The organism is Streptomyces sp. NPDC001728 (assembly GCF_040297565.1).
GTDB lineage: Bacteria > Actinomycetota > Actinomycetes > Streptomycetales > Streptomycetaceae > Streptomyces.
This window is the reverse complement of the sequence record NZ_JBEOZK010000003.1, coordinates 191,980-208,495: the sequence shown is the minus strand read 5'-3', so window position 1 is coordinate 208,495 and position 16,516 is coordinate 191,980. Positions and strand designations below refer to the sequence as shown.

The 16,516-nt window shown below is 71.5% G+C and carries 13 protein-coding genes and 1 pseudogene; 1 reads left to right on the top strand and 13 read right to left on the bottom strand.

The features are described from left to right. Positions 1 to 30: 30 nt before the first annotated feature. The 13 genes and pseudogenes from ABT154_RS06380 to rsmH form a co-directional block, all read right to left on the bottom strand. Positions 31 to 750 carry a YggS family pyridoxal phosphate-dependent enzyme gene (locus tag ABT154_RS06380; protein ID WP_351853578.1) on the bottom strand — a complete coding sequence of 240 codons (720 nt, stop codon included), beginning with the start codon at positions 748 to 750 and terminating at the stop codon, positions 31 to 33. Between the two features lie 128 nt (positions 751 to 878). Beyond that, positions 879 to 1,604, bottom strand: a pseudogene (gene pgeF / locus ABT154_RS06375) (peptidoglycan editing factor PgeF); the annotation flags it as partial. Continuing rightward, positions 1,601 to 2,881, bottom strand: a complete 1,281-nt coding sequence (gene ftsZ / locus ABT154_RS06370) for a cell division protein FtsZ (RefSeq protein ID WP_351854232.1) — start codon at positions 2,879 to 2,881, stop codon at positions 1,601 to 1,603. The gene ftsZ and the pseudogene pgeF, both read right to left, overlap by 4 nt. 212 nt (positions 2,882 to 3,093) lie before the next feature. Continuing rightward, entirely contained in the window at positions 3,094 to 3,897 is an 804-nt protein-coding gene (locus ABT154_RS06365) for a cell division protein FtsQ/DivIB (RefSeq protein ID WP_351853575.1), read from the bottom strand. Between the two features lie 28 nt (positions 3,898 to 3,925). After that, entirely contained in the window at positions 3,926 to 5,020 is a 1,095-nt protein-coding gene (gene murG, locus ABT154_RS06360; protein ID WP_317874287.1) for an undecaprenyldiphospho-muramoylpentapeptide beta-N-acetylglucosaminyltransferase, read from the bottom strand. A 6-nt stretch (positions 5,021 to 5,026) separates the two neighbouring features. Further along, complete coding sequence (gene ftsW / locus ABT154_RS06355) at positions 5,027 to 6,367, bottom strand: putative lipid II flippase FtsW (protein ID WP_351853573.1); 1,341 nt, start codon at positions 6,365 to 6,367, stop codon at positions 5,027 to 5,029. A 56-nt stretch (positions 6,368 to 6,423) separates the two neighbouring features. Further along, complete coding sequence (gene murD / locus ABT154_RS06350; protein WP_351853570.1) at positions 6,424 to 7,863, bottom strand: UDP-N-acetylmuramoyl-L-alanine--D-glutamate ligase; 1,440 nt, start codon at positions 7,861 to 7,863, stop codon at positions 6,424 to 6,426. Next, the gene (gene mraY, locus ABT154_RS06345) at positions 7,845 to 8,915 is read right to left on the bottom strand and encodes a phospho-N-acetylmuramoyl-pentapeptide-transferase (protein ID WP_351853569.1); all 1,071 of its coding nucleotides are present in this window, start codon (positions 8,913 to 8,915) and stop codon (positions 7,845 to 7,847) included. Before mraY ends, murD begins: the two co-directional genes overlap by 19 nt. After that, on the bottom strand, positions 8,912 to 10,336 hold the full coding sequence (locus tag ABT154_RS06340; protein ID WP_351853566.1) for a UDP-N-acetylmuramoyl-tripeptide--D-alanyl-D-alanine ligase: 1,425 nt from the start codon (positions 10,334 to 10,336) through the stop codon (positions 8,912 to 8,914). The genes mraY and ABT154_RS06340 overlap by 4 nt, the downstream gene beginning before the upstream one ends. Positions 10,337 to 10,340: 4 nt before the next feature. Next, positions 10,341 to 12,041: a UDP-N-acetylmuramoyl-L-alanyl-D-glutamate--2,6-diaminopimelate ligase gene (locus ABT154_RS06335; protein WP_502969452.1), complete on the bottom strand. Its 1,701-nt coding sequence runs from the start codon at positions 12,039 to 12,041 to the stop codon at positions 10,341 to 10,343. A 16-nt stretch (positions 12,042 to 12,057) separates the two neighbouring features. Further along, a complete protein-coding gene (locus ABT154_RS06330) occupies positions 12,058 to 14,043 on the bottom strand; it encodes a peptidoglycan D,D-transpeptidase FtsI family protein (protein ID WP_351853562.1) in 1,986 nt (661 codons plus the stop codon). 7 nt (positions 14,044 to 14,050) lie between these two features. Next, positions 14,051 to 14,608 (bottom strand): cell division protein FtsL, encoded by a 558-nt coding sequence (gene ftsL, locus ABT154_RS06325; RefSeq protein ID WP_351853559.1) that lies wholly within the window; start codon positions 14,606 to 14,608, stop codon positions 14,051 to 14,053. Continuing rightward, positions 14,605 to 15,561: a 16S rRNA (cytosine(1402)-N(4))-methyltransferase RsmH gene (rsmH, locus tag ABT154_RS06320; protein ID WP_351853556.1), complete on the bottom strand. Its 957-nt coding sequence runs from the start codon at positions 15,559 to 15,561 to the stop codon at positions 14,605 to 14,607. Before rsmH ends, ftsL begins: the two co-directional genes overlap by 4 nt. 326 nt (positions 15,562 to 15,887) lie before the next feature. On the opposite strand from rsmH, the gene ABT154_RS06315 reads away from it, so the two are divergent. After that, complete coding sequence (locus ABT154_RS06315; protein WP_351853554.1) at positions 15,888 to 16,451, top strand: beta-class carbonic anhydrase; 564 nt, start codon at positions 15,888 to 15,890, stop codon at positions 16,449 to 16,451. The last annotated feature ends 65 nt before the right edge of the window (positions 16,452 to 16,516 follow it).

The following is a 16,516-nucleotide window of genomic DNA, read 5'->3' as shown; positions in this document are numbered from 1 at the left end:
TTCTGCTGTGGTCCGACTTGCTTCGCGACGTTACCCGAGCTTCGGGCGGACACCGAGTACCGCCGTACCGACGCGTACGTGTGTCGCCCCGGCCGCCACGGCCTCTTCGAGGTCCGCACTCATCCCTGCCGACACCATGGTGGCAGCAGGGCGGGTCGCGCGCAGGACAGTCGACAAATCCATCAGCCGGTCGAAGGCCGCCCGTTGCCGTCCGGCGTACGGGCCGGCCAGCGGGGCGACGGTCATCAGACCGCCGAGCCGCAGCCCAGGGGCGGCGTCCACGGCCGCCGCCAACTCCTCGATCCCGTCCGGCGCGACACCACCGCGGGCGCCCCGCTCGCCGGACTCGGCGTCGAGCGCGACCTGGAGGAGACAGCCGAGTTCGCGGCCCTCCTTCTCCGCGGCGGCGGAGAGCGAGGAAACGAGCTTCAAACGGTCGACGGACTGCACCACATCGGCATAACCCACCACGGATCTGACCTTGTTGGTCTGCAACTGGCCGACGAAGTGCCAGGTCAGATCGAGGTCGGCACAGGCCGCGGCCTTGGGGGCGGCGTCCTGGTCCCGGTTCTCGGCGACATGCCGAACGCCGAGCCCGTGGAGGATTCTGACGTCGCTCGCGGGGTAGGTCTTGGTGACCACGACGAGCGTCACCTCTTCCCGCGGGCGCCCGGCGGCGGTGCAGGCCGCGGCGATGCGCGCCTCCACCAGGGCCAGGTTCTCGGCGAGTTCCGACGTTCGGTCCGTCATCTGTTCTTTCCTGCCGGGGGTCCGGGGGTCGTCCCCGGGGAGACACAGCCTGCCGGGGGTCCGGGGGTCGTCCCCGGGGAGACACAGCCTGCCGGGGGTCCGGGGGTCGTCCCGGAGGTGGGCACGGCGTCCAACCAGACATATCCCGCGAGTCGCCCCGTGGTGCGATCGCGGCGGTACGAGAAGTGGTCAGCGGATTCCCGGGTGCAGACCGTACTGGCCTGCCGGTCGGTGACGCCGAGCCGTTCGAGCTGGGCGTGCACTCCGGCGACGACGTCGACGGCGGGAGTGCCCCAACTCGTCTCGGCCCGGGCGGCGGGCTCGGTCTCCGCGACCTCGGCCCGCATCGCCTCCGGCACCTCGTAGCAACGCCCGCAGACGGCGGGGCCGGTGCGGGCGACGATACGGGCGGGGTCGGCACCGAGCCCGATCATGGCCTCGACGGCGGCGGGAACGACTCCCGCCACCATCCCCGGCCGCCCGGCGTGGGCGGCGGCCACGACCCCGGCGACGGGGTCCGCGAGGAGGACCGGGACGCAGTCCGCGGTGAGGACGGCGAGGCCGAGGCCGCGCCGGGTGGTGACGAGCGCGTCCACCGCGGGGATCTCCGTACCCTCCCAAGGGCCTTCGACCTCCGCGACGTCCGCGCCGTGCACCTGGTTCATCCAGACCACCCGCGCCGGGTCGAGCCCGAGGGCTCCCGCGGCGAGCGCCCTGTTGGCGCGGACGGCCTCGGGGGCGTCGCCCACCGCGCCGCCGAGGTTGAGCTCCTCGTACGGAACGGCGCTCACTCCGCCCCACCGGTCGGTGAAGGCGAAGTGCGCGCCGTTCGCGTCGAAGCGCTGTCCTATCACTTCAGGAAGTCCGGGACGTCCAGCTCCTCGGCCTGGGAGTCCGCGTACGGACGGGCCGGCGGGACGACCGGGGGCGCGGGCGACAACGGGGTCTCGTTGACGGCCGGGGACGGCTCGACCGGGACCTTGACCGGCTCGTCGCGCGGGGCGACGGTACCGAGGCCGCCCAGCGGGCGGGAGGTCTCGACGTGGCGGGGCGCCGGGGCAGGCTCCTCGCGCTTGGCGGAGACCGAGCCGATGATGTTGTCCCGGCGGGCCGGCGGCTGGCCGCCGTCGAAGCCCGCCGCGATGACGGTGACCCGGACCTCGTCGCCGAGGGCGTCGTCGATGACGGCGCCGAAGATGATGTTGGCCTCGGGGTGGGCCGCCTCGCTGACCAGCTGCGCGGCCTCGTTGATCTCGAAGAGACCGAGGTCGCTGCCGCCGGAGATGGAGAGCAGCACACCGCGGGCGCCGTCGATGGACGCCTCCAGGAGCGGCGAGGAGATCGCCATCTCCGCGGCGGCCACGGCGCGGTCGTCGCCGCGGGCGGAGCCGATGCCCATGAGGGCCGAACCGGCCTCGGACATGACCGACTTGACGTCGGCGAAGTCGAGGTTGATCAGACCCGGGGTGGTGATGAGGTCGGTGATGCCCTGGACGCCGCTCAGCAGCACCTGGTCGGCCGACTTGAAGGCGTCGAGCACGGAGACCTGACGGTCCGAGATCGACAGCAGTCGGTCGTTCGGGATGACGATGAGGGTGTCGACCTCTTCGCGGAGTTCGGCGATGCCGTCCTCCGCCTGGTTGGCGCGACGACGTCCTTCGAAGGTGAACGGCCGGGTGACCACACCGATCGTCAGGGCGCCGAGCGAGCGCGCGATGTTGGCGACGACGGGTGCGCCGCCGGTGCCGGTGCCGCCGCCTTCGCCTGCGGTGACGAAGACCATGTCGGCCCCCTTGAGGACCTCCTCGATCTCCTCACGGTGGTCCTCTGCCGCCTTGCGACCGACGGCCGGGTTGGCCCCGGCCCCGAGGCCGCGGGTGAGTTCACGGCCGACGTCGAGCTTGACGTCGGCGTCGCTCATCAACAGCGCTTGCGCGTCGGTGTTGATCGCGATGAACTCGACGCCCTTGAGACCGACCTCGATCATTCGGTTGATGGCATTGACACCACCGCCGCCGACACCGATGACCTTGATGACTGCGAGGTAGTTCTGCGGTGCTGCCACGTCGAAGGCCTCTCGCCTCGAGTTACTTGTCGTCGCTGCGCGGTTGGTCGCACCGCTCCGACGGATGCCGATTGGGACGGTCCGAAACGCCGACCCAAACCCTAACGTTGAAGTTTAGGGTTACCAGTGTCTCTGTTCGCTGGACTCTTCCGAACAGGACACTAAGTCGACAAGTGGCGCACGTTCAACGAACACGCCGAACCTCCCGTTTTTCTTTTCACCCTATGTGATCACCCGTAGCGCTGGCCAACCAGGGTGCTGACCGGCACGGACGCCCGTCAACTCCCGGACGAGGCAGGCGCCGTGGGGGCACTTACGTCGAAGTGTCCCGCTTTGGGAGTGGCCTTCAGGAGCGCGGTGAGGACCCGGGCCTTGACCGGACCGTGTTCGCCGCTGCCCCAGTAGACGGTGCGCCCCCTGCTCAGCTCCAGAGTGACGGAGTCGTACGAGGTGACGCGCACGACACGAGTGTCCCGGGCGATTTCCGCCGGGAGTTCACCCCTGACGCGCACCGCCTCCCGGAGCAGCCGGTCCGCGCCGAAGCGGCGCAGGCTCGGCGAGGAGGCGGTGTCGAGGACGAGCCGGGGCACACCCCTGGGCGCGACGGAGACGGTGGCGAACCGCATGCCCGTCACGTCCACTTCGGTGAACTTTCCGCCCCTTTCGATGACGAGCACGGGCTGTCGTTCCGTCACTTTCAGCCCGATTCCGTGCGGCCACGACCGCACCACTTCCACCGACTCGACGCGCGGGAACCCCTGCCGGAGCCGGGCCTCGATGGCCTCGGTGTCGACGGTGACGAGCGGGGCGCCCACGGGCACGGCGGCGACCGCCTCGACCTCGGCCGGGGTCAGTACCTCCGCGCCGTAAGTCTTCACACGTTCCACACGGAACCAGGACGAACCGTAGAGCGCCCAGATCCCGCCGGCCACGAGGACGAGAACGCCGAAGGCGATGAGGAGCGTTCGGGTGCCGGGCACCCGGAACCTGTGATTCCGGGTGCCCGTGCGCGACGGACCGTCCGACGACCCCTTCGACCTGCTCGTGCCGCTCTTCTCGGCGGTCGTCGGTCCGGCTGCCACGTGGCGCCTCCTGCCCTCAGCCGCCGCGCTACGCCTGTCGGCGGGCGGCGATCGCCTCGTACACCATGCCGACGAGCAGGTCGTCGGCGTCCCTGCGGCCGAACTCGGCGGCAGCGCGGGACATCTCGTACAACCGGTGCGGATCGGCCAGTACGGGCAGGACGTTGCCCTGCACCCACTGCGGCGTCAGCTCCGCGTCGTCGACGAGGAGTCCGCCGCCGGCCTTGACCACCGGCTGGGCGTTGAGCCGCTGTTCGCCGTTGCCGATGGGCAGCGGGACGTACGCGGCGGGCAGCCCGACGGCGGAGAGCTCGGCGACGGTCATCGCGCCCGCGCGGCAGAGCATCATGTCGGCCGCGGCGTACGCGAGATCCATCCGGTCCACGTACGGTACCGGCACGTAGGGCGGCATTCCGGGCATGTTGTCGACGCGCGGCATTTCGTTCTTCGGGCCGACCGCGTGCAGGATCTGGATGCCGGAGCGCTGGAGCACCGGGGCGATCTGCTGGACGACCTCATTGAGCCGCCGGGCGCCCTGCGAGCCGCCGGAGACCAGCAGCGTCGGCAGGTTGGGGTCGAGGCCGAAGGCGGCGCGCGCCTCGGGCCGCACCCGCGCCCGGTCGAGGGTCGCGATGGTATGCCGCAGCGGGATGCCGATGTAGCGGGAGTTGCGGAGCTTGCTGTCCGGGGTGGCGACGGCGACCCCGGCCGCGTACCGCGAACCGATCTTGTTGGCCAGGCCGGGCCGGGCGTTGGCCTCGTGGACCACGATCGGCACCCCGAGGCGCTTGGCCGCGAGATAACCGGGCAGCGCCACATAACCGCCGAAGCCCACCACGCAGTCGGCCTTGGTGCGCTCCAGGACCTGCTCGGCGGCCTTGATCGTGCCGCGCAGCCGTCCGGGGACGGTGATCAGCTCGGGGGTGGGCTTGCGGGGCAGCGGTACGGCGGGGATGAGGGCCAGCTCGTAGCCCCGCTCGGGCACGAGCCGGGTCTCCAGACCCTTCTCCGTGCCGAGCGCCGTGATCCCCACGCTGGGGTCCTGCCTGCGCAGGGCGTCCGCGAGGGCCAGCGCGGGCTCGATGTGGCCGGCGGTCCCCCCGCCGGCGAGTACGACATGCACCGAAATTCACCGCTCTCCGGACGGGCGCTTCTTGACGCGCCGTCGCATCGACTTCCATCTCGTCCCGGCCCGCTTGCCCCAGCCGGGGCGGCGCATGGCCAGCGCCGCTTTCGCGGCGGGTTCCTGTCGCGCGAAGGCGATGAGGAGCCCGACGGCGAACATGGTCGGCAGCAGGGCCGACCCTCCGTAGGAGAACAGCGGGAGCGGGACCCCGGCGATCGGCAGCAGACCGAGCACCGCACCGATGTTGATCACGGCCTGGGCCGTGATCCACGTGGTCACACCTCCCGCGGCGAACCTCACGAAGGGGTCCTCCGTGCCTCCGGCCACGCGGATACCCGCATAGCCTAGAGCCGCGAACAGGGCGAGTACCGACAGCGTCCCCGCGAGACCCAGTTCCTCACCGGTGACCGCGAAGATGAAGTCGGTGTGCGCTTCGGGCAGTTGGCCCCATTTCTCGACACTCGCACCGAGTCCGGAACCGAACCACCCACCCGAGGCCAGAGCATAGATTCCGTGCGCGGCCTGGAGGCAGGGGGCCCCCTCGCCGCCGGGATCGGTCGCGCCGATGCAGTCGAAGCGTTTCATCCGGTTCGCGCTCGTCCTGATCAGCAGGAAGCCGATCGCGCCGGCCACCGTGAGCACCCCGACGAAGAGCCGGGTGGGCGCTCCCGCGGTCCACAGGAGACCGAAGAGGATGGCGGCGAGGATGATCGAGGTGCCCATGTCGCCGCCGAGCATGATCAGTCCGAGCAGCATGAAGGCGCCGGGGACCAGCGGCACCAGCATGTGCTTCCACTGGGTCAGCAGCCGCATGTCGTGCTTGCGGGCGAGCAGGTCGGCCCCCCACAGGATCAGCGCCAGCTTGCCGAACTCGCTGGGCTGGAGCTGGAAGGGTCCGCCCAGGGAGATCCAGTTCTGGTTGCCGTTGACCGCGTGCCCTATCCCGGGGATCTGCACGAGCACCATCAGGAAGACGGCGCCGACCAGGATCGGGTAGGCGAGCGCCCGGTGCAGCCTGACCGGCATCCGGGAGGCGACCAGGAGGAGTCCGGTGCCGAGCAGGGCGGCGAAGAACTGCTTCCGGAAGAAGTAGGAGGGCACCAGGTCGTAGGTGAGCGCCGTGATCATCGAGGCGGAGTAGACCATCACGAGGCCGAGCGTGGTGATGAGCATGCCCGCGCCGATGATCACGTAATACGCCGTGAGAGGCCGGTCCCAGGCCTTCCTGCCACGCTCGTAGAGGCGTCGTACGCTTCCGCCGCGCAGCCGCCGCGGGGTCGCGGGGGCCCGCCCTCCGCCGCGTACGGCGGAAGGCCGGCGTGTCCCGGCGATCTTGCTCGTCATCGGTCGCTGCCCCCTCTGGTCGTGCCCGGTCCGGCCGGACCCTCCCGCTGGTCGGGTCAGGCGTCCCCGGTGGCGGCGAGGGCGCGGACCGCGTCCGCGAAGGCCTCGCCGCGCTTGTTGTAGTTGGTGAACATGTCCATCGAGGCGCAGGCCGGGGCGAGGAGGACCGTGTCCCCCGGGCGGGCGAGCCGGGCCGCCTCGCGGACCGCCTCGGACATCGCCCCAGTGTCGGTCCGGTCGAGGTCCACCACCGGGACTTCCGGGGCGTGTCGCGCGAGGGCTTCGCGGATCAGCGCGCGGTCGGCGCCGATCAGGACGGCCCCGCGCAGCCGCTTCGCCGACTTCTGGACGAGTTCGTCGAAGGTGGCGCCCTTGGCGAGGCCACCGGCGATCCACACGATCGGGTCGTAGGCGGCCAACGAGGCTTCGGCGGCGTGGGTGTTGGTGGCCTTGGAGTCGTCGACGTACGCGACTCCCCCGGTCTCCTCGACCAGTTCGATGCGGTGCGGGTCGGGCCGGAAGGCCTTCAGCCCGTCGCGTACGGCCTTGGCGTCGACGCCGAAGGCGCGGGCGAGGGCGGCGGCGGCGAGCGCGTTGGCGATGTTGTGCGGGGCCGGCGGCTGGACGTCGGTGACCTCGGCCAGCTCCTGGGCGTTCTTCTGCCGGTTCTCGACGAAGGCGCGGTCGACGAGGATGCCCTCGACGACCCCGAGCTGGGAGGGGCCGGGGGTGCCGAGGGTGAAGCCGATGGCACGGCAGCCCTCCTCGACGTCGGCCTCGCGCACCAGGTCCTCGGTCACCTTGTCCGCGACGTTGTAGACGCAGGCGACCTGATTGCCCTCGTAGACGCGGCCCTTGTCGGCGGCGTACGCCTCCATGGAGCCGTGCCAGTCGAGGTGGTCGGGCGCCAGGTTGAGCACGGCGGCCGAGTGGACCCGGACCGAGGGCGCCCAGTGCAGCTGGTAGCTGGAGAGTTCCACGGCGAGCACGTCGTACTCGGTCTCGCCGAGGACGGCGTCGAGGAGGGAGACCCCGATGTTGCCGACGGCGGCGGTGCGCAGCCCGGCGGCCTCCAGGATCGAGGCGAGCATCCGGACCGTCGTGGTCTTGCCGTTGGTGCCGGTGACCGCGAGCCAGGGGGCCGCGTCGGGGCCCCTCAGGCGCCAGGCCAGCTCGACGTCGCCCCAGATCTCCACGCCCGCCTCGGCGGCGGCCGTGAAGAGCGGCTTGTCGGGGCGCCAGCCGGGGGTGGTGACGATCAGCTCGGTGCCGGACGGCAGGGTCGCCCCGTCGCCGAGGCGGACGGTGATGCCCTCCGCCTCCAGCTCCGCCGCCTGGGCCCGGGAGCGCTCGTCGTCGCCGTCGTTGACGACGGTCACGAGGGCGCCGAGCCCGTGCAGGACGCGGGCGGCCGGGATGCCGGACACCCCGAGCCCCGCGACGGTGACCTTCTTGCCGTTCCAGTCGAGCTGTTCTGTCACTTCTCTGCTGCCCATCCCGCGTAGAAGAGGCCCAGGCCCACGATCACGCACATGCCCTGGATGATCCAGAACCGGACGACGACCAGGACCTCGGACCACCCCTTGAGTTCGAAGTGGTGCTGGAGCGGTGCCATCCGGAAGACGCGCTTGCCGGTCATCTTGAACGAACCGACCTGGATGACCACGGACATCGTGATCAGCACGAACAGGCCGCCGAGCAGCGCCATCAGGAACTCCGTACGGGAGCAGATGGCGAGGCCGGCGAGAGCGCCGCCGAGGGCGAGCGAGCCGGTGTCACCCATGAAGATCTTGGCGGGCGAGGTGTTCCACCAGAGGAAGCCGAAGCAGGCGCCCATCAGCGCGGAGGCGACGACCGCGAGGTCGAGCGGATCGCGTACCTCGAAACAGGCGTTGGGGTTGGTCAGCGTCGCCGCGTTGGCGCAGGACTCCTGGAACTGCCAGAGCCCGATGAAGGTGTACGCGCCGAAGACCATCACCGAGGCGCCGGTGGCCAGGCCGTCCAGACCGTCCGTCAGGTTCACGCCGTTGGACATGGCCAGGATCATGAACAGCGCCCAGACCACGAACAGCACCGGTCCGATGGACCAGCCGAAGTCCATGATGAAGGAGAGCCGCGTGGAGGCCGGGGTCAGCCCGCGGAGGTCCGCGAACTGCAGCGAGAGCACGGCGAAGGCGATGCCGACGATCAGCTGGCCGGCCATCTTCGCCTTGGCCCGCAGACCGAGCGAACGCTGCTTGACGATCTTGATGTAGTCGTCGAGGAAGCCGACCAGACCCATGCCCGCCATCAGGAACAGCACCAGGACGCCCGAGTACGTCGGGTCCTCGCCTGTGATGACCTTGGCCAGGGCGTACGCGATGAGCGTGGCCAGGATGAAGGAGATGCCGCCCATGGTGGGCGTGCCCTTCTTCCCGGCGTGGCCGCGCGGGCCGTCGTCGCGGATGAACTGCCCGTATCCCTTGCGGGCGAGCAGCTTGATCAGCAGCGGGGTGCCGATCAGGGTCAGGAAGAGCCCTATGGCCCCCGCGAAGAGGATCTGCCTCATCGGCCGGTGACCTCGCCCTCGGTGTCGAGGAGGGCCAGGGCGACCTTTTCGAGACCGACCGACCTGGAAGCCTTCACAAGGACGACGTCCCCCGGGCGCAGCTCACTGCGCAACAGGTCGACAGCCGCCTGCGCGTCGGACACGTGCACCGACTCCTCACCCCACGAACCCTCGTTATATGCGCCCAGTTGCAGCCAGGACGCTTCCCTGTCCCCGACCGCGACGAGCTTGCTGACGTTGAGCCGGACGGCGAGCCGTCCGACCGCGTCGTGCTCGACGAGCGATGCGTCACCGAGCTCGGCCATCTTCCCGAGCACCGCCCACGTACGGGCCCCGCGGGCCTGTCCGGCCCTGCCCATGGCCGCGAGCGCGCGCAGGGCGGCTCGCATGGACTCGGGGTTCGCGTTGTAGGCGTCGTTGACGATCGTCACGCCGTCCGGACGCTCGGTGACCTCCATGCGCCAGCGCGACAGGGTGCCGGCCTCGGAGAGCGCGGTGGCGATCTCCTCGACAGGCATGCCCAACTCGTGCGCGACGGCGGCCGCTGCGAGCGCGTTCGACACGTGGTGCTCACCGTACAGGCGCAAGGTCACGTCGCTGCACCCGGTGGGTGTGTGAAGCCTGAAAGAAGGCTGTCCGGCGTCTGTGAGGCGGACGTTCTCGGCCCGTACGGCCGCTTCGTCCGCTTCGCCGAAGAAGGTCACGCGGGCCTTGGTGCGGCTCGCCATCGCGCGGACGAGCGGGTCGTCCATGTTGAGGACCGCGACACCGCCCGCCTCGGCCGAGGGCAGCGACTCGACGAGTTCGCCCTTGGCCTGGGCGATCTGCTCCCGGCCGCCGAACTCGCCGATGTGGGCGGTGCCCACGTTGAGGACGAGGCCGATACGGGGCGGGGTGAGCCCCGTGAGGTAGCGGATGTGTCCGATGCCGCGGGCGCCCATCTCCAGGACCAGGTGCCGCGTCTCGTCGCTCGCGCGGAGCGCGGTGAGCGGCAGGCCGATCTCGTTGTTGAGCGAACCGGGCGTCCACACGGTGGGCGCGTGCCGGTCGAGGACCTGGGCGATCAGGTCCTTGGTGGAGGTCTTGCCGGCCGAACCGGTGAGGGCGACGACATCGGTGCCGAGGCGTTCCACGACCGTGCGGGCGAGGGCTCCCAGCGCGGCCTGGACGTCGTCGACGACGAGGGCGGGGACGCCGACGGGCCGGGCGGCGAGCACGGCCGTCGCACCGGCGGCGACCGCGCGTTCCGCGTAGTCGTGGCCGTCGACGTGCTCACCGGCGAAGGCCGCGAAGAGGCTGCCGGCCCGCACCTCACGGGAGTCGATGACGACGGGCCCGGTGATCCGGGCGGCTGGATCCGGTATGTCGTGCGCCTGCCCGCCGACGATTTCGGCGATCTCGGCGAGGGAGAGGGCGATCACTGCTTCATCCCTGACTGTTCTGGTGGCTGACTTCGGCGCCTTCGTCCGCCGGGGCGGCCGTGGCGTTCTGTTCGAGGATCACCGCGCGCAGGACCTCGCGGTCGTCGAAGGGCCGTACGACCCCGGCGATCTCCTGGCCCTGCTCGTGGCCCTTGCCGGCGACCAGGAGGGTGTCGCCGGGCCGCGCGCGGCGGACGGCGGCGGCGATGGCGGCGGCCCGGTCGGCTTCGACCAGGACGTCACCGCGCTCCTCCGCCGGTACCTCGGCGGCGCCCGCGAGCATGGCGCTGAGGATCTTGAGCGGATCCTCGGAGCGGGGGTTGTCGGAGGTCAGGACGGTGGTGTCGGCGAGCCGGGCGGCGGCGGCGCCCATCGGGCCGCGCTTGGTGGTGTCCCGGTCGCCGCCGCAGCCGATGACCACGTGCAGCCTGCCCTCGGTGACCTCGCGCAGGGAGCGCAGCACCGATTCGACGGCGTCCGTCTTGTGCGCGTAGTCGACGACGGCGAGGTACGGCTGGCCCGCCTCGACCCGCTCCAGGCGGCCGGGGACGCCGGGGACCGCGGCGACGCCGTCGGCGGCGGCCTTCGGGTCGAGGCCCGCGGCGGCGAGGGTGGCGATCGCGGCGAGGGTGTTGGCGACGTTGAACGGGCCGGGCAGCGGGGCGGTGGCGGGGATCCGCTCGCCTCCGGGGCCGACGGCGGTGAACGTCGAGTCGTGGGAGCCGAGGACGAGGTCCTCGGCGCGCCAGTCGGCGTCGGCGCGGCCCTCGGCGGAGAAGGTGAGGACCGGGACGGTCGCCTCCCCGACGAGCCTGCGGCCGTACGCGTCGTCCAGGTTGACCACGCCCAGGCGGCTGCGCCCGGGCGTGAAGAGCCCGGCCTTCGCCCGGTAGTAGTCGTCCATGTCGGAGTGGAACTCCATGTGCTCCGGGCTGAGGTTGTTGAACACGGCGACGTCGAAGACGCAGCCGTCGACCCGGCCGAGGACCAGGGCGTGGCTGGAGACCTCCATGGCGACGGCGTCGACGCCCCGCTCGCGCATGACGGCGAAGAGCGCCTGGAGGTCGGTGGCCTCGGGGGTGGTCCGCTCCGACTTGATGCGTTCGTCGCCGATCCGCATCTCGACGGTGCCGACGAGACCGGTGCTGTGCCCGGTGCCGCGCAGTCCGCCCTCGACGAGGTAGGCGGTGGTGGTCTTGCCGGAGGTGCCGGTGATGCCGATCTGGAGGAGGCCGTCGCCGGGCCGTCCGTAGATCTCGGCGGCGAGTTCGCCCATCCGGCCGCGCGGGTCCTCGACGGCCAGGACCGGCAGGCCGGTCGCGGCGGCACGCTCGGCGCCCGTCGCGTCGGTGAGGATCGCGGCGGCGCCGAGTCCGGCGGCCTGGCTCACGAAGTCGGCTCCGTGGAGGCGGGCTCCGGGCAGGGCCGCGTAGACGTCGCCGGGGCGCACGGCCCGGGAGTCGTGGGTGATCCCCGAGATCTCGGCGGTCCGGGCGATGCCGGGGACGTCGACCCCCAGCTGTGCGGCCAGGTCGCCCAGGGGTGTCGGGCGGGCCTGCTCCGGCCGGGGCGGGGCGGTTCGGTACTGATCAGCGTGTGGCACGGCGGTGAGCGTACCGGGCGCACCCTGTGGGGGGCCAAAAGAGCCCGGGGCCTCGCCGGAGTTCGATTTCCGGTTCCCGGAATGGGGGGTGATCGTTGTCACTGGTGCTCCCGGAGGGTCACGGGGTGGGGGCGAATTCGACCGGCAGTCGGGCGGGCGTGCTGCCTGTGGGCGCGACGTGGAGGGTCTTGAGGGCGAACTCCATGACCTTCTTGTAGATGGGGCCGCAGATCTGTCCGCCGAAGTAGTTGCCCTTGGTGGGGTTCTGGATGGCGCAGTAGACGGTGATCTCCGGGTCGTCGGCGGGGGCGAACCCGGCGAAGGAGGCGGTGTAGCCCTTGTAGCGGCCGAGTTCGGGGTCGACGCGGTTGGCGGTGCCGGTCTTGCCGGCGACGCGGTAGCCGGGGATGGCGGCCTTCTTGCCGGTGCCCTCCCGGTCGTCGACGACGGACTCCAGCATCTGGGCGAGGGTCTTGGCGGTCTTCTCGCTGACGACGCGTGACTCCTCGGGCTTGGGCGCCGGGGTGAAGCGCCCGTCGGGTCCCTTGGTGCCGCGGACGAGGGTCGGCTCGACGCGTACGCCTCCGTTGGCGATGGTCGAGTACACGGAGGCGGCCTGCATGGCGTTCACGGAGAGGCCCTGGCCGAAGGGGATCGTGTACTGCTGCGAGGTGGACCAGTCCTGGGGCTTGGCCAGGATGCCGGGGGTCTCGCCCGGGTAGTTCAGGCCGGTGGGGCTGCCGATGCCGAACTTGCGCAGATAGCTGTGGAGGACGCGGTTGGACTCGGCCTGGGTGTCGCCGAGCTGGCCGGTGGCGAGGATGGTGCCGATGTTGCTGGACTTGGCGAGGACGCCGTTGAGGGTCAGGTACCAGGTCTTGTGGTCGACGTCGTCCTTGAAGAGCCGGTCGCCGCGGTGGAGCCGGTTGGGGACGGTGACATGGGTGTCGGGGGCCGCCTTGCCCTCCTCCAGGACGGCGGCCATGGACATGACCTTGCTGGTGGAGCCGGGCTCGTAGGCGTCCTGGAGGGCGGCGTTGCCCATGGCGGCGGCGTTGGCGGCGGAGAGGTCGTTGGGGTCGAAGCCGGGGGCGTTGGCCATGGCGAGGACCTCGCCGGTCCTGGTGTTCTGCACGACGACGTAGCCGCGGTCGGCCTTGGACTTCCGCACCTGCTCGGTGATGGCCTGCTGGGCGGCCCACTGGATGTCCCGGTCGATGGTCAGCTCGATGTCGGAGCCGGGGACGGCGGGGGTGCCCTGGGAGCCCGCGGTGGGCACCTGCCGGCCGCGGGACTCGGTGAAGCGGATCTTGCCGTCCTGGCCGGCGAGCTCCGGGTCGAGCATGGACTCGACGCCGCCGGCGCCCTTGCCCTCGGCGTTGACGTAGCCCAGTATCCCGGCGGCCAGCTCGCCGTTCGGGTAGACGCGCTTGGTGCTGGGCTCGCTGAGGAGGCCGCCGAGGAGGTTGACGCCGTTGCCGCCGTTGGAGCGCTGGGCCTTCTGCCCGTAGACCCGCTTGAGGTCCCTGATCTGGTTCCAGACCTGGGGGGTCTGCTTGCGGGCCAGCAGGGTGTAGCGGGACTTGGGGGTACGGAGCTTCTTGGCCAGCTCCGCGGGCTCCTTGCCGAGCAGGGGGGCGAGGAGGGCGGCGGCCTGCTCGGGCGCGTCGGGGCGCTTGGACTCCTCGGGCGTGAAGAGCTTGGGGTCGGCGGTGATGTCGTACGCGTCGACGCTGGCGGCGAGCGCGATGCCGTTGCGGTCGGTGATCTCGCCGCGTTCGGCGGAGAGCGTGTACTCCTGGAAGCGGTACCGGTCGGCCTTGGCCGCGTACGCGCTGGCGTCGACGGCCTGGACCTGGAGCAGCCGCACCACGAAGACCAGCATGACGAGGGTCAGACCGAAGGAGATCAGCCGCAGCCGGGGGCGGGGTCTGCCGAGCCGGATGGTGCGGGGCCGCCGGGCCGGGGGCCTGGACGGGGTCCGCTTCGCGCCCGCCGGGCGGGGTGCCGGGCGGGACGGGCGGGCTCCGGCGGACGCGGGCCGGGGGCGCGCGGGCCGGGCGGGTCCGGGGACGCGGCGGCGCGGGGGCTCCTTGGTGGGCACTGCTCGGTCACCTGCCGGAGGGTTGGGGGCGTGCGGCTGTGGGCTCTGTCCGTGCCTGGCCGGTGCCGCCGGGGCCCGGACCGGTGGCGGCGGAGGTCCCGGTGTCCGCCGAGGTGCCGGTGTTCGCCGGTGGCTTCGGGGGCTCGGTCGGGGCGGGCGGGGCCGGCTTCGTGCCCGGCTTCGGTGTCGGCTCCGGGGCGACCGCCTCCGAGGGCCTGCCGAGCACCTTGCCGTCGGGGCCGAGGAAGGCGGGGCTGCCGCCGGGCACCATGCCCAGCTCGCGGGCCCGGCGCTCCAGGGCGTCGGGCGCCGCGTAGTCGTCGACGTCCCGCTGGAGCGCCTGCTCCTCGTCGGTGAGCTCGGTGGTCCTGTTCTTGAGCTCGTTCAGCTGGAAGGAGCCCTGGTTGAGGGCGGAGTTCAGCAGGAGCAGGGTGATCAGGCCGCCACCGAGCAGCACCACGACGAGCAGGACGAAGGGGGTGCGGGCCGCCGTGCTGGGCCCGGAGGGCATGAGCCGTCCGAGCCGCGCGGCCCGCCCTTTGAGGGGCCCCTTCGCCGTGCTCACCGGACGTCCTCCCGGATGCGTTCGGCGCCCCGGAGCCGGGCGGGGGCGGCGCGCCGGTTCTCGGCGACCTCTTCCTCGGTGGGCAGCTCGGCGCCCCGGGTGAGCAGTTTCAGACGGGGCTGGTACTTCTCGGGGACGACCGGCAGTCCGGGCGGGGCGGTGGTGGCCGCGCCGGCCGCGAAGACCTGCTTGACGATGCGGTCCTCCAGCGACTGGTACGAGAGGACGACGACCCGGCCGCCGACGCCGATGGCCGCCACGGCCGCCGGGATCGCCTTCTCGACGCTGTCGAGCTCGCGGTTGACCTCGATGCGCAGGGCCTGGAAGGTGCGCTTGGCCGGGTTGCCGCCGGTGCGCTTGGCGGCCTGCGGCAGCGAGTCGCGGATCAGCTCGACGAGCCGGGCGCTGTTGGTGAACGGCTCCTTGTCGCGCTCGCGCACGATCGCGGAGACGATCCGCTTGGCCTGCTTCTCCTCGCCGTAGGCGCGGAGGATGCGGACCAGCTCGCCGGGCGGGTAGGTGTTGAGGACCTCGGCGGCGCTGATGCCGGTCGTCTGGTCCATGCGCATGTCGAGCGGGGCGTCCTGGGCGTAGGCGAAGCCGCGGTCGGCCTCGTCCAGCTGCATCGAGGAGACACCGAGGTCGAAGAGGACGCCGTCGACGGCGGGGAGGCCGAGCCGGTCGAGGACCTCGGGCAGCTCGTCGTACACGGCGTGCACGAGCGTGGCGCGCTCGCCGTACGGGGCGAGCCGCTCGCCGGAGAGCCGCAGGGCCTCCTTGTCGCGGTCGAGGGCGACGAGCCGCACCTCGGGGAACCGCTTCAGGAGTGCCTCACTGTGGCCGCCGAGGCCCAGGGTGCAGTCGACGACGACCGCGCCGGGGCGCTCCAGGGCGGGGGCCAGCATGTCCAGGCACCGCTGGAGCATGACCGGGACGTGTCGGTCGTTGCTCAATGCGCCCTCTCAGATCCGGCGCGGAGGTGACCGGCGAGCGGGAGGAGGCCGAGCCGTAGGTACCGCCGCACACACGGGGGAGAAACCGCGGAAATCGCTCGTTGTCTCCGTGAACTTCGCGTCACTTTAGTCCACCGGACGCGCCGGTCAATCAACCGGCTGGCGCGTCGCACGGCGCCGGCCGGCCGGGCGGACATTCCGGACGGCTCACTCGTTCGGGGCCAGACCGCCGGCGCCTGTGGGTTAGCTCACAACAAGGCTCAATGCGGTTCTTTGTCCGCTCTCACAGCGGGCCTGCGGGGCCGGTGACCATTAACGTCGGAACCATGTCGACCTCCGCGCACTCCTCTGCCGACGCCATACGCACCGGCGGCACGGTCACCGACCGTCTCGTCGGGGCGAACGCGCACTACGCCGCCGATTTCACCGACCCCGGAATGGACGCGCGGCCCGTGCTGCGCGTCGCCGTCGTCGCCTGCATGGACGCCCGTCTCGACCTGCACGCGGCCCTCGGCCTCGAACTCGGAGACTGCCACACCATCCGCAACGCCGGCGGGGTCGTCACCGACGACGTCATCCGCTCGCTCACCATCAGCCAGCGCGCCCTGGGCACCCGCAGCGTGATGCTGGTGCACCACACGAACTGTGGTCTGGAATCGCTGACCGAGGACTTCCGGCACGAGCTGGAGGACGAGGTCGGGCAGCGTCCGGCCTGGGCCGTCGAGGCCTTCCGCGACGTGGACCAGGACGTCCGTCAGTCGATGCAGCGGGTGCGGACCTCCCCCTTCCTGCTGCACTCCGACGACGTCCGGGGCTTCGTCTTCGATGTGACGACGGGTCTCCTGCGCGAGATCGATCCGTCGGCCGAGCCGTCGTCCGACCTGGCGTAAGCACCCAAACCCCGGCATTCCCTCCGCACTTGTCCGCGGGCGAGTGACACGACCCGGCCCCGCGA